Annotated in this window: 18 protein-coding genes; 12 read left to right on the plus strand and 6 right to left on the minus strand. The window is 56.0% G+C overall.

The features are described 5' to 3' along the window. Positions 1-107: 107 nt before the first annotated feature. Positions 108-2,201 (minus strand): serine/threonine-protein kinase, encoded by a 2,094-nt coding sequence (locus VGH19_22270; GenBank protein ID HEY1174107.1) that lies wholly within the window; start codon positions 2,199-2,201, stop codon positions 108-110. Between VGH19_22270 and VGH19_22275 the strand changes: the two genes are divergently transcribed. After that, complete coding sequence (locus tag VGH19_22275) at positions 2,164-2,880, plus strand: DUF4375 domain-containing protein (GenBank protein ID HEY1174108.1); 717 nt, start codon at positions 2,164-2,166, stop codon at positions 2,878-2,880. The two genes, VGH19_22270 and VGH19_22275, sit on opposite strands and share 38 nt — an antisense overlap. A 3-nt stretch (positions 2,881-2,883) precedes the next feature. Here VGH19_22275 and VGH19_22280 read toward each other — a convergent pair whose 3' ends face one another. Next, positions 2,884-4,908: a prolyl oligopeptidase family serine peptidase gene (locus tag VGH19_22280; protein HEY1174109.1), complete on the minus strand. Its 2,025-nt coding sequence runs from the start codon at positions 4,906-4,908 to the stop codon at positions 2,884-2,886. 286 nt (positions 4,909-5,194) lie between these two features. On the opposite strand from VGH19_22280, the gene VGH19_22285 reads away from it, so the two are divergent. The 4 genes from VGH19_22285 to VGH19_22300 all read left to right on the plus strand — a co-directional run bounded on the left by VGH19_22285 (position 5,195) and on the right by VGH19_22300 (position 10,733). Continuing rightward, complete coding sequence (locus VGH19_22285) at positions 5,195-7,711, plus strand: DUF6600 domain-containing protein (protein HEY1174110.1); 2,517 nt, start codon at positions 5,195-5,197, stop codon at positions 7,709-7,711. Between the two features lie 21 nt (positions 7,712-7,732). After that, positions 7,733-8,689 (plus strand): hypothetical protein, encoded by a 957-nt coding sequence (locus VGH19_22290; GenBank protein ID HEY1174111.1) that lies wholly within the window; start codon positions 7,733-7,735, stop codon positions 8,687-8,689. A gap of 182 nt (positions 8,690-8,871) precedes the next feature. Further along, a complete protein-coding gene (locus VGH19_22295; protein HEY1174112.1) occupies positions 8,872-9,708 on the plus strand; it encodes an FxLYD domain-containing protein in 837 nt (278 codons plus the stop codon). Between the two features lie 44 nt (positions 9,709-9,752). Next, positions 9,753-10,733 (plus strand): ThuA domain-containing protein, encoded by a 981-nt coding sequence (locus VGH19_22300; GenBank protein ID HEY1174113.1) that lies wholly within the window; start codon positions 9,753-9,755, stop codon positions 10,731-10,733. A gap of 72 nt (positions 10,734-10,805) precedes the next feature. Here the strand turns inward: VGH19_22300 and VGH19_22305 are convergent, their stop codons facing one another. Continuing rightward, positions 10,806-11,123 carry a hypothetical protein gene (locus tag VGH19_22305; protein ID HEY1174114.1) on the minus strand — a complete coding sequence of 106 codons (318 nt, stop codon included), beginning with the start codon at positions 11,121-11,123 and terminating at the stop codon, positions 10,806-10,808. 83 nt (positions 11,124-11,206) lie between these two features. After that, complete coding sequence (locus VGH19_22310; protein HEY1174115.1) at positions 11,207-12,319, minus strand: sialidase family protein; 1,113 nt, start codon at positions 12,317-12,319, stop codon at positions 11,207-11,209. Positions 12,320-12,623: 304 nt separating this feature from the next. Between VGH19_22310 and VGH19_22315 the strand changes: the two genes are divergently transcribed. From VGH19_22315 to VGH19_22325, 3 genes are all read left to right on the plus strand, one after another. Next, a complete protein-coding gene (locus VGH19_22315) occupies positions 12,624-13,088 on the plus strand; it encodes a bifunctional nuclease domain-containing protein (protein ID HEY1174116.1) in 465 nt (154 codons plus the stop codon). Between the two features lie 18 nt (positions 13,089-13,106). Then, a complete protein-coding gene (locus VGH19_22320) occupies positions 13,107-14,276 on the plus strand; it encodes a DNA polymerase III subunit delta (protein HEY1174117.1) in 1,170 nt (389 codons plus the stop codon). Between the two features lie 105 nt (positions 14,277-14,381). Further along, a complete protein-coding gene (locus tag VGH19_22325) occupies positions 14,382-14,918 on the plus strand; it encodes an STAS domain-containing protein (GenBank protein HEY1174118.1) in 537 nt (178 codons plus the stop codon). A gap of 321 nt (positions 14,919-15,239) precedes the next feature. On the opposite strand, the gene VGH19_22330 is transcribed toward VGH19_22325, so the two are convergent. Then, positions 15,240-17,273, minus strand: a complete 2,034-nt coding sequence (locus VGH19_22330) for a prolyl oligopeptidase family serine peptidase (GenBank protein HEY1174119.1) — start codon at positions 17,271-17,273, stop codon at positions 15,240-15,242. Positions 17,274-17,509: 236 nt separating this feature from the next. On the opposite strand from VGH19_22330, the gene VGH19_22335 reads away from it, so the two are divergent. From VGH19_22335 to VGH19_22350, 4 genes are all read left to right on the plus strand, one after another. Further along, positions 17,510-18,370: a DUF1444 family protein gene (locus VGH19_22335; protein HEY1174120.1), complete on the plus strand. Its 861-nt coding sequence runs from the start codon at positions 17,510-17,512 to the stop codon at positions 18,368-18,370. A gap of 4 nt (positions 18,371-18,374) precedes the next feature. Continuing rightward, positions 18,375-18,632, plus strand: coding sequence for a hypothetical protein (locus tag VGH19_22340; protein HEY1174121.1), 258 nt, complete (start codon positions 18,375-18,377; stop codon positions 18,630-18,632). A 239-nt stretch (positions 18,633-18,871) separates the two neighbouring features. Beyond that, positions 18,872-20,182, plus strand: a complete 1,311-nt coding sequence (locus VGH19_22345; GenBank protein ID HEY1174122.1) for a PQQ-binding-like beta-propeller repeat protein — start codon at positions 18,872-18,874, stop codon at positions 20,180-20,182. 12 nt (positions 20,183-20,194) lie between these two features. Continuing rightward, the gene (locus VGH19_22350; protein HEY1174123.1) at positions 20,195-20,524 is read left to right on the plus strand and encodes a hypothetical protein; all 330 of its coding nucleotides are present in this window, start codon (positions 20,195-20,197) and stop codon (positions 20,522-20,524) included. A gap of 169 nt (positions 20,525-20,693) precedes the next feature. Here VGH19_22350 and VGH19_22355 read toward each other — a convergent pair whose 3' ends face one another. After that, positions 20,694-21,002 carry a YhbY family RNA-binding protein gene (locus VGH19_22355; GenBank protein HEY1174124.1) on the minus strand — a complete coding sequence of 103 codons (309 nt, stop codon included), beginning with the start codon at positions 21,000-21,002 and terminating at the stop codon, positions 20,694-20,696. Positions 21,003-21,012 lie beyond the last annotated feature (10 nt).

Below are 21,012 nucleotides of genomic sequence, written 5' to 3' on the forward strand. Positions count from 1 at the left end.
TGTTTGCGCTGTGAGTTGTAGGTAATGACCAGTCCCCCGAGGGGAGAGGGTGATGTTCATCCGCATCTTTTAAAGTCCAATTCCTCATCTAAGTGCTGGGTCGGCTTTTAGCGGAAGGTGGCCTTCACGTCGGGTTGTAACAAAACCGCCAAGGCCCAGATGCCAGCGAACAGGCCGAACACGTTGGCGGGTGATATCAGGATGGTGAGGATGGCGGTGGCGAGGGCGAAGTTATAGGACTTGGCGTAGCGCATCCGGATGGCTCCCCAAGTGATGAGCGCTGACGCACCCATCAGTATTAAACCCGCGAAGGAAGCCGCCATGATCAGGGGAAATTGGAATCGGTGATAAAACGCTTCCGCTGGCGAAGGGTCGCGGAAGCCGATTTGATTTTCGCGGAACATGGCGAAGTATAGCATGGCCACTCCGCCGAAGACGAGCAGCACCCATTGCAGGACCACGGAGACCAGCAGGGCCATCGATGGACCTTTTAGCTTCGCCAAGGCCTGTTCTTCCTCTGGCTTGCGTTTGCCTTCCAGTTTCCGGGCGATATTGAGACGGGCGAAACTGTTCGCGAAAACTGGCAGAATGATGGAAGGAATCATCAGGGCCATGGTGATCCAGTGCATCCAGGGACTGCTCAGGCGGCGGAACAAGTTGACGGCAGCAGCATCGGATTCATTGCCGCCCATGGCATGAGCACCAAAGGCCACGCCACCGCCTGCATAGTATCCGGCCGCCATGCCGCCCATGGCGATACCACCGATCGCAGCGCCGCCGTATGCGAAGAGCAAACCGAGGGCGATGCCAGCGAAGGATATGAGTCCGATGCCCACACCGCCAACGGCCAGCAGCCCCAAGGCCACGCCGCCAAAGGCGAACACACCTGTCGCCACACCACCGAAAGCGAATATACCTTTGGCGATATCTCCAATGGCGATAATGCCGCGCGCGATGCGCTTTTTCCCGGTGGCCGCATCTGTTCCCCACGCGATGTGAACCAAGGGCAGATCGCCGATCGTCATCTCGGAGCGGTATTCACCGCCCATGGCGTAGCGCATGGAGGGTGGCAGTTTTTCCACCAGGCCGGAGATGGATTCCACATCACTGCGCACGTCGCTCACCTGTTGATAACGGCGGGCAGGCTCGCTTTCCAAAGTGCGCAACACCACTTCATCCAAGCGAACATCTACCTGCACTTTCTGTGAAGGAGGTGAGAAGCGGCCGATGGGCAATTCACCGGTGAGCATCTCGTAGAAGACTACGCCGAGGGAATAGATGTCCGCGCGGTGATCGACGGTCAGCGGATTGTTCATCTGCTCCGGAGCCATGTAATGCGGCGTCCCCATCACGATGTTCGATTGTGTGAGATGCGCCTCGCCCTCTTTCTTGCCCAGCAGCTTGGCGAGCCCGAAGTCCGCGATCTTCACGCGGCCTTTTTTATCGATGAGGATGTTGCCGGGCTTGATATCCCGATGCACCACGCCTTCATCGTGCGCGTACTGGAGGGCATCGCAGATTTTCGGGATGATGTTGATGGCCTGTTCAGGAGTGAAGCGTTGGGTCTGCTCCATCTGGCGGAGATTCACGCCATCCACAAACTCCATGATGAACCAGCAGTAGTTCGTGGTCTGGCCGAAGTCATGTACGCCCACGATGTTCGGATGATTCAGCTTGGCAAGAGCGCGGGCTTCACGGGCGAAGCGTTCCGCGAACGCAGGATCACCTGAAGCACGAACGGGAAGGAGTTTCAGCGCGACGAAGCGATCAAGTTGCGTCTGGCGCGCCTTGTAAACCATGCCCATGCCGCCTTGGCCGAGCAGTTCGAGGATCTCCAGTTGCGGAAAATGCGTGGCGAGATCTTCAGGCAAAGGCGGGTTCTTATCAGCGAAACCGGAATCGGTTCCGGGCGCGGTGGTGAAGGCACCTTTCATCAGACAGCTCGGGCAGAGCCCTTGCGGAGCGTTGGTCTCCAGCGTCCGGCCGCATTTGGGGCAAAGTTGGACGGTGACGGAAAGCGGCACGGCGGGCGGGCGGGGTGGAATCGGCGTTACATCGAGCGACTTCTTACGATTACTGGCGACCACCGCCGCAATGATCACGATGACGATAGCAGTCATCACCCCCAAAACTACCAGAATGACGATGATCTCGATCACCCCTATGGCGAACGCCAACGTCGGATATGGAACAATATTCATATTAGTGTCGCCGGGCATACAACCCAACTTCACCCGTTACAGAAGATTTCTAGGAATAAGGTTACAGAGAAAAATTTCACATGCAAAGAACCTGTCGGAATCATACTTCGAGATTGAATCCCCCAGGAATCATTGCCAGTTTTTAAGCCATAGGATACAACAACCCGCCACTGATTCCATGTACCAACCCTATCCGCTGGAAAAGTTCCAGAAGTTGCCGCCGGACTGGCTGTTTCAAGAGCTGGCGGCACACATAGCGCCACAAGCGGAATCTCAGCCCTATGTCACGGACTTGACGCGCGTAGTCCGGATTCCCGTTGAAGTCGCCACGATTTATTTCCTATGGAATTTCTACTGTGAAGCCGGTGGTGGTGGAATCGAAGTGTTTTTGCTCAACAGCAGGGGCAACCAGACACCCTCTGTTCATAAAGCACTCCAAGAGATCGGCGCTGACGAGGTGATTGAACGGCTTGAAGCCGGAATACCTCATGCCTTGGAAACTGGGTGTGCGGAGTTTAGTGCCGGACCGGAAGTGAACTGGTTCGAGCAATTCCCTAAAAACCCCCGCTATCCGACGTTGCAATCAGTCGATGTAGATATCTACGAGATGGTGAATGATGGCATCATGCATAAATGCAATGCTTACATCAGAAAACACCAAGGCATTTTCGTAGCTTAATCCTTACTTCCTCGGCGGCAACTCCCAGCGCTCGCCGAAGAAGCCTGCTTCCACGATACCACCGGGCCACCGTGATGTGGCAGGCTTGCTGATATCCACCACGGCCCAGTCTGGCAGCTTGGGTGTCTGGCGCGCGTTATTCAGATAATCGTATTCGCGATAGGTGAAGCTGCTATTGATGACCACATACTTTTTGGGATTTAAGGGATTCGGATAAATCAGCACGGGCACGTGTGTCTCCGCTGAATGATTGAGCGCACCTGCCCACAAGCCTTGCTTCGTCCATTTGATGGGGAGTTTGTCGGCGATCTTGGCGAGGAGGGCGTTGCTTTGCGGATCGCCCCAGAGGACGAGATTGTGCTGGGCGATGTCGGCATCCGTGATCTCCGTGTCTTTCTTCAGACGCGCATCGCCGCGGAACTGTTGACGCCAGTGCGTCACGGCGTGATCGAGTTCACTCTTCACCCACTGATCTACTTTCGCATTCATCGCCGTTCCGCTTGGCTGCACGAACATGAAGGAATCCATGAAGGCGTCATCGATGGGGCCTTGCAGCCCATGTTTCTTCACTAGGCCACTGGCAGCTTCTGTGATGAGTTTCCAGCGTTTGCCATCCTTGCGGAAGCTGGCGGAGAAGCTGCGATCGGAGAATGCTTTTGGCGTTTCGATCGTCTGGCCGTCCAATATCACTCTCGCGGGGCGCGTGATGTTCAGCGGATATTCGCCAGCATCGAAAGAGACGGTCAGTGCGGTCAGATTTTTGGTATCCACCTTGATCCAGCTTTCGCCGGTTTCGAATTCTGCATCTACGAAGCCTCGCTCCCAATGCTGTTCCAAGCCATCGATGGTGATCCAGAAGGCTTTGTTGTAGCGCAAAGTGAACGTCGCATACTTCACCTGACGTGGCACTGGATTGCGACCGCGCGCGGCGATGGCGTCCATGCGTTTCTCGACTTCGAGTTTCGCGTTGGGCTCGAACTTGTGCTCTGTGTTCGGCCCGATGATGTGCGTGAGGCGGATGCCTTCTTTCGCGGCGAATTGCTCCATGAGATCCGCTGCCTGCTTCTGCTTATCCTTTTCCCCGCTGTAGGCGACGGTAGGAACGTTGAAGAGATTGATGGCGTGTTCCGTAGCATCGTGCCAGCGCCAGAGTTTGCTTTCCCAAGGATAGGGTTTCAGCGTTTCACTTTGGAAGAAGCGCAGGAACTCAGCAGCTTCGGAAAAGCCAGCGCCCGGTTGTGCACCTGCCCAGAGATCAGGATGATGCACGGCGAAATTCCAGCACGAAGCGCCACCCATGGAGAAGCCGCGCACGAGGATGCGGTTCTCGTCGATTGCGTAAAACTTCTTAACATGTGCAAGTGCTTCAAAGACATCTGTCTCACCGGCGAAACGGGCGGGATTGCAGTAGCGGTTGTAAACGTGCAGCACGATGGTGTTCGGGGGGGTGAACTGGCCGGCATTGCGCTGGCGGTCATTGATGAAATTCATCTCGTTGAGGACTTCACCGCGTCCATGGAACCAGATGTCGAGACGCAGAGGCAGACCGGTCTTGGCCGCTTCGGGGACAACGAGACCGTATGGTTGTACGGAACCATCGATGCGGGATTCAAACGAGCGTACCACCAATCCCGTGGCATTCGTCCATGTCGGCTTACCTTCGCGCAATTGCTTGGCGCGATTGGTGCCTTGCTGGAGGAGTTGTTTGGCGAGGGCGATCTCGTTCGTCTTGTGGACCTCTTGATAGGTGAGGGCGTAACGGACGGCTTTGTGGTAGATTTGCACATCCGGCAGCAAGGCGAGAAGTTCGGGCTTCTTCGCCAACGCCTGCTTGGTGCCATCAATCTCCTTGGCGAGGGTATCGAGGCCTTGCTGGATTTCCTGCCTGTCCTTATCCGGGACTTGAATGCCGATGGGCGGTACGCGGCGGACATTTGTCTCGATATTATCCGCCGGACCATCTGCCTGAGCTGTCAGCAGAGCGGCCAAACAGAAAGAAAAAGAGAACGGCAACAGCAAGTTTTTCATGAGTCGGTAAAAGGCAACTCTACTGTGGAGCGGATAGCAATGGAAAATCGCGGTTCGCCCGGTTTCATCGTCAAGGCTCAGCAAATCAGGAAGTTAAGTGGCAGCTTTTCTTTGGCCTGTCATGACCTCAGCTTTATAGCTGATGCAGTGCCGCAAATTTATTAAGTAAAGCTACTTAATGCGAATAGCACGACTGATGTTCCGTTGAATAATACGTAAACGGAGTAAGTCAGATATGGTATGGTTGAAGAGGGGAATCGCAACACTTCCCCACTGACCGATAAATATGAAACAGAGTCTTTTACAGTTTACCCGGACAGGGGTGTTAGGTCTTGCCTTGGCAGGATTTGCCGCCATCCCGGGGGCGGCTGATTCGGTGAGAGTGGTGAACGCCGCTGAAGATGAGACGGCTGAGCAAAAGGCCAAGCTGAAAGCGGTGGAGAATGCTCCTGCTGCTCCGACCGCGCCTGAGGCACCCGCCATGGATGGCGCGCCGGGTGAAGTGAAGCAGCAATTACCGGCCACCATCCCAGAACTTTCCCCGGGTTTGGCCGAAATCGTCCGGCTGGCGCAAGCCAAAGTAGGCGAGGATGTTTTGCTCGCTTACGTGGAGCGTTCCACGCACGCGTATAATCCTTCCACCGAAGAAATCATCTATCTCCATGACTTGGGTGTGTCGGACAAGGTGATCGCCGAGTTGGTGAAGCGGTCGCCGAACCCGGAGAAGATGGCAGAAGCGAAAGCGGCCGTGACCAAAGAGCCGTTGAACATACCGGAAGTGAAAGCGCCGACGGCGCCAGCGCTTACGCCTTTGGTTTCAACCAATCCAGCTCCGGCAACTGAAGTGGTGGTGCAACAGCAGCCGGTGGTGGTCCAACAACCGGTGATCGTGCAGCAGCCCGTAGTGATCCAACAGGCTCCGGCGGATGTGCAGTATTTTTATTCTTCCCTTTCACCTTACGGTTCCTGGGTGGATGTGGATGGTTATGGCTGGTGCTGGCAACCGACTGTGGCGGTGACGTATGTGGGCTGGCGTCCTTATCAGCATGGTGGCCGTTGGCTCTACACGGATAGCGGGTGGTACTGGCAGTCCGATTATTCCTGGGGCTGGGCTCCGTTTCATTATGGCCGCTGGTTCAATCACCCGCGCCGTGGGTGGTGCTGGACGCCTGACCGCGTCTGGGGACCTGCGTGGGTGAGCTGGAGAAATTCATCGAGCTATTGCGGCTGGGCGCCGTTGCCTCCGGCAGCGCGTTATCACAGTGGCATCGGCTTCACTTACCGGAACAGTCATGTGGGTGTGAGCTTTGAATTCGGTTTGGGCGCGAGCGATTATGTGTTCGTGGGCCACAACCACTTCTATTCTCACAATCCGTATCGCCATTGTGTGCCGGCCACACAAGTGACGCGGGTTTACAATCAGACGGTGGTGAACAACGTGATCGTGCAAGGCAACAATAATAACGTGGTGATCAACCAGGGCGGTGCGCCGGTGACGCAGATCAGCAAGGCCACGCGCACGGAGATCCAAAAAGTCAGCGTGAGGGAAACGCCTGCGGCCCAACGCGCGAGTGTGCAACCGGATCGTGTAGTGCGTGATGGCGGCAGCCTCGCGGTGTATCGCCCGAGCGGCCCTTCGGAAGCTCCGCGCACGCGGACTGAGGTGAGCAAATCGGATGCGAGCGGAATTTCCGGACGTCCGAGCGGCAGCCGCGTGCCAGTAAATCAGGCTCCGGCGAATCTGCAGCCGCAGTTGGGCACGGTATCTTCCGGTAACAGCCGGGCGACAGCGCCGAACACGGCTTTGCAACGGTATGAAGCGCCCAAGCCTACAGCGTTGCCGAAGCTGACCCGCCCGCAAACGCAAACGGTGGGCACGCAAGGCACCGAGCCTTCACGCAGTCTGGGCACGCCGACACATCCGGCGGGCACGGGCATTGATCGTGCGCCTTCACCGCAACGTCCGGTGGAACCGGCACGGCCTACGGCGACACGCGGCATGGGGTATACCTCCCCTGGCTTTCGCACGGTTGAGCCTTCGCGCCCGATCTCGACACCTGAGCCGGTGCGCGGGCCGACGGTCACGCCTTCCGCACCACAGCCGGTGAACGGCCCTGCTGTCACACTATCGCAGCCGAAACCAGTGTCAGGTTCGCCCGCGATTCCCTCGGCGGGGCGTCCGGTGACTCCGGCCACGCCTGAACAGGTGCGCACGACGCCACAAACGCCGGTGTCTTCTTACCAAGCACCGCCGACGGCCGCGCAACGGTTTGAGCCGACACGTCCGTCCACCTCCGTGATCCAAAAGCCAGGTGGGTACACGCAACGGCCTTCGGTGCAGCCGACGTACGGCAACAACAATAACAACAGTAGCGTCAGCACGCTGCCGCGCACGGAGACACCGAGAAATCGTGAGCTGCCGCGGACAGAGCTGCCGCGCAGTTACAGCCCGCCGTCAGGCAGCTATGCTGCGCCGAGTTACTCGCAGCCGAGCACTCCGGGCTATACGGCTCCCAGTACGCCGTCTTACACACCGCCGTCGCAATCGCAACGTCCGGAAAGAAACAACACGCCTTCGCCGGGCCGGAGCTATGAAGCGCCGCGCCCGAGCTATAGTGCGCCTGCTGCTCCGCGCCCGAGTTACACGCCGCCCGCCGCTTCGCCGGCACCGCGTCAATCAGCTCCGCAACAAGTGACGTTGCCGAGATCTTCGGTGCCTTCGAGTCCGGCGCCTTCGTCTGGTGGCGGCGGATCACGCCCTTCACCGGGCCGGGATAACAACAACGGCCGCCCGGGCCGTTAATCATCCAAGGAGAATAAGAAGATGAAAACATTCATCCATAGGTGGATCGTGCCCGTAATCTGCGCGTGTGTGCTCGTTTTGAATGCTCGGGCAGCCGCTCCCACCGTGATTTACAGCACGGGTTTTGAAAGCAGCGAAGGGTTCAACCTCAATGCCGACCTGGCGGGACAGAACGGATGGGAAGGCTTTGGCAGTGATGCGCAGGCGTGGAACGGGTTGATTGACGGGCTGTTCGCCGGATATGGTCAGCAGGCTTATATCGGCTATGACGCGCCACCGGAAGTGGAAGCCGTGGTGCTGAGTGTTTGGAAGGGGAACTTGCCGACGGTGCCGGCGAACCAGCCATTGGTGAAGTTCACGACGTTGATGGCGATCATGGACTCGACGACAGAACATTATGATGACTTCCGCTGGACGGTTTACAACCAGGACGTGGAGAGGTTGTTCACGCTGGATTTCGACAATCATGCATTGGAGATAAACTACGCCTTGGACAACAACGCCGGTTACATCTCCACGGGCAAGACGTTTGAGCCCAACCGGATCTACGAGCTGACCATCGTGATGGATGCTGCGCGGAACCGGTGGAGCGCGTGGCTGGATGATGTCGCCCTGGTGGTTGAACAACCGATGACCACCCAAGGATCATCGCTGGCTTTGGGTGATGTGGATGCCGTGTGGTCGATCCGGGATGAGCTTTATCCCGGAGACAACTACATGGCTTTCGACGATTACTCGCTGGTCGCCTATTCGAATGCCATTCCCCCGACATTGGAAAACGTGGCCCGCCAGCCGGATGGTTCGAACTTGCTGCGGCTGACCGGGGAAGCCAACCGGCAATATGTGATCGAGGTTTCCACGAATCTGCAGACGTGGACGCCGGTGAAGACGAACACGCCGCCGGACGGTATCTTTGAATATCTGGATAAAGGTGCCGCCGGACAGGCGCGTCGCTTTTATCGTGCCCGTACCGACTGATGGTTTTGGTGATCAAGGAGGCGTAAATCCATCCGTATTTTGCTCGAAAACGCGCTGGATTGGGCGATTTGAAAGGAAAAGATTGCTGGGCACGGGGTTTCTTGCGAAAACCTGTGTGTCCCTAAACTCGGCAAAAGCGCATCCGGTGGGGCGGAGCATTACCGGGAAGGAGACGAAGAAGCATGAGCGTCGCCCAGGAACTCAAGTGCGCGTGTCCGCACTGTAACGGTCGTATCGCCTATCCCGCCACGGCGGGTGGTTCCACGATTCAATGTCCGCATTGCGCCAAGCCGGTGGCCCTTCCTGCCACGGTGGCGCCAGTTGCTGCTGCGCCGGTTCCGGTCGCCAGCCAGCCGAATCTGAAATGTGCCTGTCGTCATTGCAATGGCCGCATCTCTTTCCCTGCCAATGCTGCGGGTTCAGCCATCCCCTGTCCGCATTGCGGCAAGGAAACGCCTTTGATCGCTCCCGGCGTCAGTGCAGCGGCAGCGCCCATCGCAGCCACGGCGGCGGCACCGCATGCGCCTGCCCCGGCTGCACCTGTTGCGGCACGGCCAAAAGTTGCCACACCGCCGGTGCCTACGGAGGAAGAGCTGGCCGAAGCGCCTGCAAAGAAGAGCGGCGGCGGCAAGAAGGTGATGATGATCGTGGGCATCGTGCTCGCGGTTGCCATACTGGCGGGCGGTGCCATGGTGGTTCTGAAAAAGAAAGGCAGTGGCGGCGGCGGTCTCAGCCTGTTGGGGGCCAAGGAAGACCTGCAGGTGGTGAACTACGAATTGCAGAAAAACCAGGGGACGAGCCTGGTGTATGTGACCGGCAAGCTCAAGAATAACACGGAGGCCCAGCACACTTCCGTGCGCGTGGATTTCAAGCTGTTCGATTCTGCCGGAAAACAAATCGGCATCGCCGGTGATTACATCATGATCCTGGAACCCAAGAGCGAATGGGAGTTCAAAGCGCTCGTCGTCGAGCCCGAGGTTACAAAAGTCGAAGTGGACAAGATCACATCCTCGAAATAAAGCCGGTTTCCGGGTGTCAGTTAAATCTTTAGAACGGAATTCCTATGCTGCCATTGAACCGTCGTGAAATGCTCAAGCGTTCCAGCCTCGCCGCCTTGGGGCTGTCGTTCGCTGGATTAAACTCCTGGGCCGAGCCTACCAAAGGACCGAAGCGCAAGATCCTGTTCTTCACCAAGTCCTCCGGCTTCGAGCACTCCGCCATCAAGCGCAATAACGGCAAGCCCAGCTTTGCCGAGCAAACGCTCGCGGAGATCGGGCCGAAGTATAATTTCGAGTTCACCTTCAGCAAGGACGGCAGCCTGTTCACGCCGGAGTATCTGGCGCAGTTCGACGCCTTTTTCTTCTACACCACGGGCGACCTGACCACTGAGGGCACGGACAAGAATCCGCCGATGACGAAAGCGGGCAAGCAGGCGTTCATTGATGCGGTGAAGAACGGCAAGGGTTTCATCGGTTCGCACAGCGGTGCGGATACGTTCCATACGTTGCCGGATGCCCAGGACAAATCGGATCGTTATCAGACGAATGGCGATAAATCCGATCCATACATCCTCATGCTCGGTGGCGAGTTCATCAAGCATGGCCGCCAGCAGAAGGCGAAGATGCGCGTGGTGGAGAACAAGTTTCCGGGCTTCGAAAAAGCGGGCAGCTCGTTCGATATGAACGAGGAATGGTACTCGCTGAAAGAGTTTCAGCCGAATCTTCACGTCTTGCTCGTGCAAGAAACCGAAGGCATGCAGGACAACGAATACAAGCGCTCTCCCTATCCAGCCACATGGGCGCGCATGTATGGCAAGGGCCGCGTGTTCTACACGAGCATGGGCCATCGCGAGGACGTTTGGACGAATCCGCTCTTCCAAGACATTTTGATGGGTGGCGTTTCCTGGGCGGTAAAGAATGAGGATGCGGACGTCACGCCGAACCTGACAGAAGTGACGCCGAAACACGCGGACATCCCGCCGAAGACTCCGCCACCGGCTCCGAAGAGCGATAAGAAAGCGGAGAAGAAGGAAGAGAAGAAATAGACCGCCTTCAGAAGCAAAATTTCACCCCCCCCCCATCGGTCTAAGGCCGGTGGGGCTTTCGTTTTACCGGACTTAGGGTGAACTTATGTCTCCTGAATTTCTGCCAAGCCCTTTATCTTTCTCCCTCTCCAATCTATCCCGCTCGTTAAACTCCCGATAAAGTTCTTGGTATTCTATCTCAGTCAATTGAAACGGTTCCCACCTCGAAGGAATCAATCCATCATTGCCTCTGCCTAGGCTCAAAAATTTGTTGAGAGAAATGAGATTTGGGAAGCGCTTGCCAGCTTCATACGCCAGAAACCAATCCTCTTGCAAAAGAAACGCCGATAACTCCACATCATACTCTTCGGGTTCCCTAAGAAACACCATGCGTTTGTATTTGATCCTCATATTTTCCCTTTGGGCATCATGTTCAACAAAGGAATCATAAGAACATTATACGGAACCTGAACCGATTGATGTGAACACTGCTACTACAAATCTTTCAACAGCACACGCTTGATCCGCAGCCGGTTCAAGCCGCCCACTTTTGGATCACCCGCGCAATACGCCAACAGCACAGCATCCTTTGTGTAGTGCATGGCGGTGTAGCAATACCAGCCGTCTGGGTCTTCTTCCAAGGCTTGGTGATTTACCCAAGTCTTGCCGCCATCGGATGAGAGAGCGGAGGTTAGCGGGGTGCGTTTGCCTTTGGTGAAGGGGAATTTACCGGAGTGATCGTTGTAGATGGCTAGCAGTTTATCTGAATTGGGTAAGCGTTTGATGCTCGCGGGAGAGACAGGTGACGCTAGTTCGCTAGGAGCAGGTGGCGTCCATGTTTTGCCCTGATCTAGCGAGCGGAAGATGAATTGGCTGCCGCCGTCAGTGCGTGACCAGCTCAGCAGCGAGCCATCGGTTAATTCGACCACGCCGGGCTCTTGCAAGCCGCTGCGCGTGTTCTGTGGCATGGCCCACCAAGAATCGGCTTCACGCCAAGTTTTGCCTTCGTCATCGGAGAGGATCCACATCGTGATGGCGCGGCCATCGAAGGACTTGCTCGTCTTGGGATCGTTGGCTTTCGCGCGGTGAAAAGCTAGCGGTGCGACGAGGCGACCAGTGGTTAGCTGAATGACGCGGTCGTTGTTCATCACGAAGTAACCCGGGGCGGCCAGCATCAGGATGGGTTCGGACCATGTCTTCGTTTCGTCATCGGAGAAACGCACGTAGGGGCGGCAATCGAGCCAGTGATTCTTCAACAGATAGAACAAGGCGATGCGACCGCTCTTCAATCGCAGGAGCGAAACGCTCATCACGTTCTCACCGCCGATGTTCTTCACGATGACTTCCGGCTGTTTGGACCACGTTTTGCCTTCGTCATCGGAGTGGATGGAAACGATGTGGGCCGGGCTGTTATCGGCGGCACCGCCGTAGAACTGCGTGTAGTAGAATACGATGCGACCTGAGGAGAGGGTGACAAAGGCGCCTTCCGAACTGCGCGGGTTTTCTTTGGTGGGTTCGATGTTCAACACGGTTTCGCCGATGGTGGCGGATGAAAGGGAGAACGTCAGGCCCAGTAAGCAGCAGAACAACAGCAGGTTTCGTTTCATCGTGTGTGAAAAGATTTTTAGCAGGATGATGGAGATTTACGATTCGGGCGAACAAATAGAAGGGATTTACGATTTTGGAATTACGATTTACGAGGTGCTAGTGTTTCCATGTTCCTGCTCAAGGTGTGCGAGAGCTTTAAGGGGGGGCTGGTTAGAGCCGCGGTGGCGGCTGAGGAAGGAACTGCCGGCTGGAATCCGGCAGCACATTGCTTTGTGGTATTCCCGTGTCGCCTGAAGAAAGCCGTGTTCTTACCGGGTTCCGCAGAACCTTTACTATTTGGCGGGCACAGCCTAGAGTGCTCTTATGAAGAAAGACGTGGTGCCCGTGTCCATCCGTGGGATTTTGCCCACCAACACCGGGTGCGCCATCTTCCTGGGGAACGATGACAAGGTCTTCGTGATCCAGGTGGATAACAGCATGGCCGAAGTGATCATGAAGTTCGTGCAGAACGCGCCGAAGGAACGGCCGTTGACGCATGATCTCATGCTGAACGTCTTCAAGGGTTTCAACCTCACGGTGGAGCGCATCATCATCACGGAGATCAAGAACTCCACCTATTTCGCGCGGCTCACGCTCTTGCAGGAAAATGAGCTAGGTAAAAAGATCGTGGAGATTGATGCCCGCCCCAGCGATTGTCTGGCACTGGCAGCGGCGTTGAAGAAAGAGATTTACGTTTCCGCCCCGCTCTTCGCGCAAGTCGAAGACATGACGGAGCACTTGCAGCGCATCCAGAGCGAAGGTGAAGGCGAAGAGGAACCGGGAACCTGAGCGGATCGGAGCATCATCATGGCGCGCGCTGCTACTTCCACGACCCCGAACCCCGTCGCCCTCATCTGCGGTGAGGATGAGTACGCCGTCAAACAACGCGCGAAACAGCTCTATGATGCTTGGTGCGCTGAGGTCGGCGGCATGGATCACGAACTCGTCGATGCGACCGTGGGCAATGCCGGTGAAGCAGAAAAGGCCATCGGCAAATTGCGCGAGGCATTGCAGACGCTGCCTTTCTTCGGCGGTGGCAAGGTGGTGTGGTTGAAGGATTGCAATTTCCTCGGAGACGAACGCACGGCTTCGTCCTCCGTCGTTACCAATACACTGAATGACCTCGCGCAGCAGTTGAAAGATTTTCGCTGGGACAATGTCCGGCTCATCATCAGCGCGGGCAAGGTGGACAAGCGCAAGACGTTCTTTAAAACGCTTGATAAGATCGGGCAGGTGGAGAACTTCGCCGGGCTTTCAACCGATGATAAAGAGTGGGCGGCGAAGGCGGAGTCCATGGCGGAAGGGCATTTCAAGGCGGCGGGCAAACGCATAGCGGATAACGCGCTGGCGGAATTCGTCGCGTGCATCGGGCCTTACCCACGCCAGCTGGGCAGTGAAGCGGAGAAGCTTTCCCTGTACGTCGGTGATCGAGAGACCATCACGCAGGATGACGTGGATGCGATCGTGACTAAAAATAAACAGTCGCGTGCGTTTGCCCTCGCTGATGCTTTGGGTGATCGCGATCTGGTGAAGGTTTTACGCACGTTGGACGAAGACTTGTGGATGACTAAATTCGACAAGGACAAGTCCGAGATCGGTTTGCTTTACGGATTGATCAGTAAAGTGCGCGTGTTGCTGTTCTTGAAGGAAGCCATTCGCGTGGGGTGGCTGAAACAGGTGAGTGACTACAACCGTTTTAAAAGCCAGTTGGAGGGCATACCGGCGGATGCCTTGCCGGATGACAAGAAGTTGAATCCACTCACGATGCATCCGTTTGTGCTGTTCCGCTCCGTGTCGCAGTGCGGGAATTACTCCATTGATGAACTGGTAAAAGCGATGGAATTGCTGCTTACCTGTAATTTGCAGCTCGTTTCCAGCCAGACGGATAAGGCGCTGGTGCTGCAGCAAACGCTGGTGGAAATCGTTGGGCAGCCGCAACCTAAGGCGAAAAGGCCCGCTCCGGCCCGTTCCTGGTGATATTACGTATGCGGATGTATTTTCAGTTAAACCAGCCGCAGACCTTGACCCTGCGGCAAACGAAATTCATATTGGGAGGAGGCTGCTGATAGCCAATTAAGTCGTATGGGCGCAACACCCACCAATATTCTTGTCTCGGTGGTAGACCCGGTGGCCTGCATCAAAGTCACTGGCCGGGCGAATTTTTCCGTGAGCGTGGATTTCAAGACTCTGCTCTACGAGCTGCATGACCGTGGCTTCCGTCTGTTCCTGCTGGATCTCTCGGAGTGCGTGATCATGGACAGCACGTTCCTTGGCATCCTCTCCGGCTTCTCCTCGAAACTTTCGGAAGAATCCAAGAACTCCAAGACGCCGTGTGTGCAGATGCTCAACACGAATGATCGCGTGAAGGCGCTCATCGAAAATCTGGGCGTCGAGCAGTTGTTCAAATTCCGCACGGGCGCGAATCCTTTCAATCCGAACTTCGAGGAAGTGAAGCAGAATCCGGATCAGGCGAAGTCGGATGTCACGCGCACCTGCCTGCTGGCGCATGAGACGTTGATGCTCATCAATCCGAACAATGTGCCGAAGTTCAAGGATGTGACGAAGTTCCTCGCGGAAGATCTGAAGAAAGAGGAGTCGTCCGAGTCTTCACAGAAGTAAAAAGGTTCTTCTCTCAGTCATCCCTAACCTGTCCTGTTCATAATAGGACATTCTTGGTTGGCCCATAGGGCCAGAAGATTCCTAGCAGCGACTTTCAAGTCGCTGTGTACCTGATGTAAACACGGTCACGTAGTGACCGAAGAAAGAGATAACATCTTGCGTCGCTAATGCGACGCTGGATCAGGGAAATCAAGACGGCGGCTTTAAAGCCGCCGCTAAGAATCTTGCGTGCCTAACGGCACGAAACAAATTCCATTCCTGTACAGCATTCAGGCGGCAAAGGCTGTTTGCCGCCTGATGCGAGTTTGATTGTCTGGCAGACTATTTCCGCGCGGAGGTCAGTTCCCATTGCTCGCCGAAGAACGCGGCATCTACGATGCCTTTGCCGGCGATGCGATCGCCGGAGGGCACGCTCATATCCACCACGGCCCAGTCGGGCAGCTTGGGTGTCTGCTGGGAGTTTGTGCCAGAGCTGTATTGCGGAAAAGTGAAGCCGCAGTTGATCACCACATACTTGGATGGGTTCAACGGATTCGGATAGATGAGCACTGGAGCATTCTTTGTGGCATCGTAGGTTTTGTCGCCGACCTTCACGCCTGTGGCCGTCCACTTGATGGGCAGCTTGTCCGCGATCTTCGCGAGGACTTTGTTGCTGGCCGAATCGCCCCAGAGAATGAGGTTGTTGTTCTTGATGTCGTCATCAGAAATCGCGGCGTCATCCTTCACTTGCGCTGCGCCACGGAATTGGCGGCGCCATTGGAAGAGCGCCTCCTTCATTTCCGCTTGAGCCCATTTGCCTGCTTGAGCGTTCAGAGGCTGGCCGGTTGGCTTTACCATGATGAAGGAGCTCATGAAGGCGTCGTCGATGGGGCCTTGGAGGTTGGGTTGTTTGGCGAGAGGAGCAGAAGAAGTTTTGCCTGATTTCCATTTGCCATCCGATTTATGAAAATCACCCACACCAATCGCGCCAACACTTTGGCCATCGATCGTCACATTGCCTTTGGCGTTGGCCGGATTGAGTGAAAAGGCGGTGATGTTCTTTGTTTTTACGGTGACGCCACTGCCGCTCGCATCGGCTTCAATCCGCGCCTCTTCCCAATGTTTCTCCAACGCATTCAATGTTACCCAATGCATCTTGTTCCATTTCAAAGTATGCGTCACGAGCAAGACCTTCTTCGGTACGGTCACACCTTTTGCTGCGGCTTCATCGACCAGTGCCGCCACTTTCTTCTTCGTTTCGGGTTCGTATTTATGGCCAGTCTTGGGCCCGATGAGATGCGTCATCTTCGTGCCTTCTTTGGCCAGCGCAGCTTCCATCAGATCTGCCGCTGCTTTCTGTCCATCTTCCTCGCCGCTGTAAGCTACCAGTGTGCTGTTGTTCAGATTGATCGGGGCGGCCAAGGGATCATACATGGCCCAGAGCTTTTGCTCATACCAAGGAACTGCGTTCAATTTTTCGCCCTCAAGCTTCTGGTAATTCTTCACATCCACGAAACCCGCGCCAGGGTTGATGGCTGCCCATTGGTCCGCATGATGCACGCCAAGATGCCATGTGCCTGCGCCGCCCATGGAGAAGCCGCGCATTGAGACGCGTTTCGCATCAATCGGGTAATGCTTCATCGCATGGGCCAAGCCTTCGAACACATCCACCTCACCGGCGAACTTGAAGGCGTTCATGAAGCGCCCGTAAGGATGCAGCACGAAGGTATTCTCTGGGGCGAACTCGCCCACGGATTTTTGACGGCCTTCGATGAAAGAGATTTCGTTCAGGGTGTCACCACGACCATGCAGCCAGAAATCCAAGCGCATCGGCGGATTGCCCGGCTTGAAGGATGGCGGCACCACCAATCCGTATGGCTGCACGGAGCCATCCAGCTTCGACACAAAGCCGCGCACCACCAGACCGGTGGCAGTGGTCCATGGGGCTTGCCCGGCCTTCAACTGTGCGGCGCGATCCATCCCTTGCTTCACCATTGCCAGCGCGGACTTTGTCTGGTTCGTGGAGTAGAAAATATCATCCTCCACAGCATACGCTGCTGCATTCCGATAGATCTGCACATCCGGCAACAGCTCCAGCAATTTCGGCTGGCTCTTCAACGACGATTTCAGTCCCAAGATTTCCTGATCCAGTGCTGCCACTCCTTTCATGATCTCTGCTTTCGCTTCGGCTGGAACCGTGAAACCCGGTGGTGGTGAAAGTTTTTTGGGATTGGGCGGCAAAGCCTGCTTGGCTTTTGCCTTGGCGGCCGCGGGTTGTGGCGCGGCTTTCTTGGCTTCGGCGGCGAAGCTGGTGGATACACTGGCGATGAGCAGGGCGCTCAGAATCGCACGACTTTTAATGCGGGCGGGAAACATGAGGGGATTGAAAACAATCGGAGGAATTGGCGAAAGGAGAATTTCAGACCGGTTGCACCGCGGGCCAATGAGAAGACATGGATTTGATAAACCACAGAATACGCAGAACACACGGAAAGGGAGAAATCCCTTGGCGGCAGGCAGCTACAAAAAGCCGGGTTGCGTTAAGGTGCCAACCACGCTTCACTCAAGGCAAGGGATTCAGAGTTCGCCGTAGCAACCAGACGGAGGAGCACATGAAAGGATTTTGGAAAAATTTCAGGGGTATGTTCGGCGGGGCGAAGCCATTGCTCACGCCGGAGGAGTTCACCGACAAGTATGTGGAGACGCTGCGTGAAGCGGCCTCAGAACTGAAAGTTGAGATACTGAAAGACTTGGAACTCAAGATCACCATGCCGAATGGAAAAGATTCCACGGCGTTGCTCTATAATGCCTACGAGATCTATCAGCGGGCGCCCAAGGAACTCGAAGAGATCATCTCGCGCTACATAGTTTCCAGCATGGATACCTTTGGTGGCATGGACAATGAGGTGGATCGCCAGCGCATCGTGCCCATCATCAAAGACCGGGCCTGGCTGGAAGAGACGCAGAAAGCGATGCGGGACCGGGGCTCGGAAAAGCCTTTCGAGCAAGTGTTCGAAGATTTCAGTCCGGATCTGGTGATCGTCTATGCGGAAGATCTGCCCCGGAACATCCGTTATCTGACGCCCGGCAATCTCAAAGAGTTGAACTTGGACCTGAAGGAGTTGCGTGCCCTAGCGTGTGAGAACTTGCGGCAGATCATCCCTTCTATCGAGTGCAAGGGCGCTGAGGGTCTGTACATGATCACGGCAGGTGGAGATTATGAGGCGAGCCTTTTGGCGGTGGACAAGATCTGGGCGAGCGGACAATTCGAGGTGAAGGGCGACATCGTGGTGGCAGTGCCAACACGCGATTTGTTGCTGGTGACGGGCAGTGAGAACGCCGAGGGGATCAAGAAGCTGCGAACGATTGCTGAAGATGCTCATCAGAATGGCAGCTATCGGCTGACGCCGAAGCTGTTCGTTTATCGTAATGGGAAGTTCGAGTGGTTCGGGCCAGATGCGGCACTGAATTGATACTATGAAACTCCTGGATTGGATCATCATCGTCGCCATCCTTGGTTGCGTGGGTGTGCTTTACGGCGGCTATCGTCTGGAGGGTGCATTGGCGCTCGCGGCAGTCGGTATAGTTGCCTCTTGGAGATTTTATGACCGTTCGCGGGAGAAACACATGGGCGGTGCATCCGGTACCAATGTGCAGGACGCGCCGGATTCCATGGTGGTGAACACTGATTATTCGCATGATTCAGGAAGCAGCGATAGCGGTGGAACGGATTGAACGCAGGAGCACCTTGATACGGCCTCGTAAACTGGGAGTAAGGAAACGGGGGCAGCCCGGCACCCCTCACCCCGGCCCTCTCCCCTCCGAGGGGCGAGGGAGGTGGAACTTTGTTTTGCTTTCCTGAAGCATTGGTATTTCGGGGGCAGTGCGCGGCTGCGCCCATTGAAAGTCACCTTTTTTGAATACCCCATCCCGGCGTTGCTTCTGATTTAGGAGAATACTAGACTAGCCTCACCATGAATCTCCGTTGCCTTGCTTTGACTTGCGTTCTCTCGCTCAGCGCTTTGACCGGTTGGACTGCTGAGACGGCTAACTGGCCGCAATTCCGCGGACCGGACGGCGATGGCCACTCGGCTGCCAAAGGTCTGCCGCGCAAATGGAGTGAGACGGAGAACATCAAATGGAAAACGGCGGTGGAAGGGCGCGGCTGGGGTTCACCCGTCATCTGGGGCAAGCAGGTCTGGGTGCCTACGGCTACGGAAGACGGCAAGCAACTCTCCGCAGTTTGCCTGGACAAGGATTCGGGCAAGGAGCTTTTCAAGCAGAAGCTGTTCGATGTGGCCGCGCCGCAGTTCGCGCATAAGTTCAACAGCTACGCTTCGCCCACGCCGGTGATCGAGGATGGACGTATCTATATCACTTTCGGTTCACCCGGCACGGCGTGCATCGATACGAAGACTTTCAAGGTGCTGTGGCAACGCACGGACATTGAGTGCAACCACTATCGTGGCGCAGGCTCTTCGCCGATCATCTACAAGGACCTGCTCATCATGAACTATGATGGCAGCGATCATCAATTCGTCCTCGCCCTCGATAAGAAGACGGGCAAGACGGTGTGGAATGTGAAGCGCTCCATCGATTTCATGGACTTGAAGGATGGCAAACCGGAGGCAGACGGCGATTGGCGCAAGGCTTACGCCACGCCGCACATCGCCATGATCAAGGGCAAGCCGGTGCTGCTGAGCATTGGCGCCAAGGCGTTCTATGGCTATGATCCGCTGACCGGCAAGGAGCTCTGGCGCGTGGAAGAGCGTGGCCAGCACTCGGCCAGCACGCGTCCAGTCGTGGGCAAGGACATGATCTATTATCCGACCGGTTTCGCGAAGGGCCAGCTCTTCGCCATGAAGGCGGATGCGAGTGGTGTATTGACCGCCACGAACATGGTGTGGTCCACCAAACGCAGTGTGCCGAACAAGCCTTCGCTGCTGCTCATCGATGACCTGCTCTTCGCGATCGATGATAGCGGCATCGCGAGCTGTCTGGATGCGAAGACGGGCGAATCCATCTGGAATGAGCGCATCGGCGGGAACTTCTCAGCATCGCCAGTTTACGTCGATGGTATGATTCTCTTCACGAGCGAGCAGGGTAAGTGCACACTCATCGAGGCGGGGCGCACCTTTAAGGTGATTTCCGAGAACCAGCTCGGTCAGGTCGGTGAACCGCTCAGTGGTTTCATGGCGTCTCCGGCCATCTCGGACAGGGCATTCTATCTGCGCTCACGGACGCATGTGTATCGCATTGAGAATGCGGGGCTGGCGGCGAAGTAAGCGCATCATCTTATGAAAAACGCCAACGTGTTTGTGGATGTGGATCTGACGTTGGTGGATATGAACCAGATGCTGTTGCCGGGTGCCAAGGAATCACTGGAGAAGTTGAAGGCGTCCGGTTGTCATCTGCATCTTTGGAGCACAGGTGGGGCGGAGTATGCACTTCGAATCGCCAAGGCGTACAAATTGGAACACCTTTTTGAAGGCTTCTCGGCCAAGCCGGATATCATCATCGATGACACACCGGGTTCAACGCATGCGCCGTTTGCTTATGCAGTGACGCCCGATGAACCTTGGCCGGAGGTGGTGGATGGGATCATCCGAAGGCACGTGGATAAGTAAGGCAGTTTGAGGAGCGCGGATTGTCCTCAATCTGCAGCAAGTGACATGAGCAAAGGGGGTGCTCAAATTATCCAAGGGGCAAGCCAACTCTTTAAATGAGCGACACCGCTACCCTATTTCATCCTGTCGGACATGCGTGAGTTGCTGCGGCTCGGAGAGCCGCGCTCCATCAATCTGCTGTCTCGTCTACGGCTTCAGCTTTTGCGGGCTTCTTGCGATAGAGGACGATGACATTGCCTACCTGCATGATGAGGTGGCTCTGGCTTTTCTCCACGATCTGCGGGGTCAGTTCCTTCTTCTGGTCTTTCAAGTCGGCGAACTTCACCTTCACGAGTTCGTGATTGGCGAAGACTTCGTCCAGCGTGCGGTAAAAGCCATCGGACAAGCCGGACTTGCCGACCTTGACCATCGGTTCGAGCTTCTGGGCGCGGGCTTTAAGGTCGCGCAAAAGTGTATTGGGCAGTTTATCCAATGCCATGGGACGGTCA

The sequence above is a fragment of the Verrucomicrobiia bacterium genome, from assembly GCA_036405135.1.
Classification (GTDB): Bacteria; Verrucomicrobiota; Verrucomicrobiia; order Limisphaerales; family JAEYXS01; genus JAEYXS01.

Bases quoted from the DNA above. Each gene is read 5' to 3' on its own strand.
- VGH19_22275 (HEY1174108.1), top strand. From the start codon at position 2,164: ATGGCGAACGCCAACGTCGGATATGGAACAATATTCATATTAGTGTCG.
- VGH19_22270 (HEY1174107.1), bottom strand. From the start codon at position 2,201: ATGAATATTGTTCCATATCCGACGTTGGCGTTCGCCATAGGGGTGATC.
- VGH19_22280 (HEY1174109.1), bottom strand. From the start codon at position 4,908: ATGAAAAACTTGCTGTTGCCGTTCTCTTTTTCTTTCTGTTTGGCCGCT.
- VGH19_22285 (HEY1174110.1), top strand. From the start codon at position 5,195: ATGAAACAGAGTCTTTTACAGTTTACCCGGACAGGGGTGTTAGGTCTT.
- VGH19_22290 (HEY1174111.1), top strand. From the start codon at position 7,733: ATGAAAACATTCATCCATAGGTGGATCGTGCCCGTAATCTGCGCGTGT.
- VGH19_22295 (HEY1174112.1), top strand. From the start codon at position 8,872: ATGAGCGTCGCCCAGGAACTCAAGTGCGCGTGTCCGCACTGTAACGGT.
- VGH19_22300 (HEY1174113.1), top strand. From the start codon at position 9,753: ATGCTGCCATTGAACCGTCGTGAAATGCTCAAGCGTTCCAGCCTCGCC.
- VGH19_22305 (HEY1174114.1), bottom strand. From the start codon at position 11,123: ATGAGGATCAAATACAAACGCATGGTGTTTCTTAGGGAACCCGAAGAG.
- VGH19_22310 (HEY1174115.1), bottom strand. From the start codon at position 12,319: ATGAAACGAAACCTGCTGTTGTTCTGCTGCTTACTGGGCCTGACGTTC.
- VGH19_22315 (HEY1174116.1), top strand. From the start codon at position 12,624: ATGAAGAAAGACGTGGTGCCCGTGTCCATCCGTGGGATTTTGCCCACC.
- VGH19_22320 (HEY1174117.1), top strand. From the start codon at position 13,107: ATGGCGCGCGCTGCTACTTCCACGACCCCGAACCCCGTCGCCCTCATC.
- VGH19_22325 (HEY1174118.1), top strand. From the start codon at position 14,382: ATGGGCGCAACACCCACCAATATTCTTGTCTCGGTGGTAGACCCGGTG.
- VGH19_22330 (HEY1174119.1), bottom strand. From the start codon at position 17,273: ATGTTTCCCGCCCGCATTAAAAGTCGTGCGATTCTGAGCGCCCTGCTC.
- VGH19_22335 (HEY1174120.1), top strand. From the start codon at position 17,510: ATGAAAGGATTTTGGAAAAATTTCAGGGGTATGTTCGGCGGGGCGAAG.
- VGH19_22340 (HEY1174121.1), top strand. From the start codon at position 18,375: ATGAAACTCCTGGATTGGATCATCATCGTCGCCATCCTTGGTTGCGTG.
- VGH19_22345 (HEY1174122.1), top strand. From the start codon at position 18,872: ATGAATCTCCGTTGCCTTGCTTTGACTTGCGTTCTCTCGCTCAGCGCT.
- VGH19_22350 (HEY1174123.1), top strand. From the start codon at position 20,195: ATGAAAAACGCCAACGTGTTTGTGGATGTGGATCTGACGTTGGTGGAT.
- VGH19_22355 (HEY1174124.1), bottom strand. From the start codon at position 21,002: ATGGCATTGGATAAACTGCCCAATACACTTTTGCGCGACCTTAAAGCC.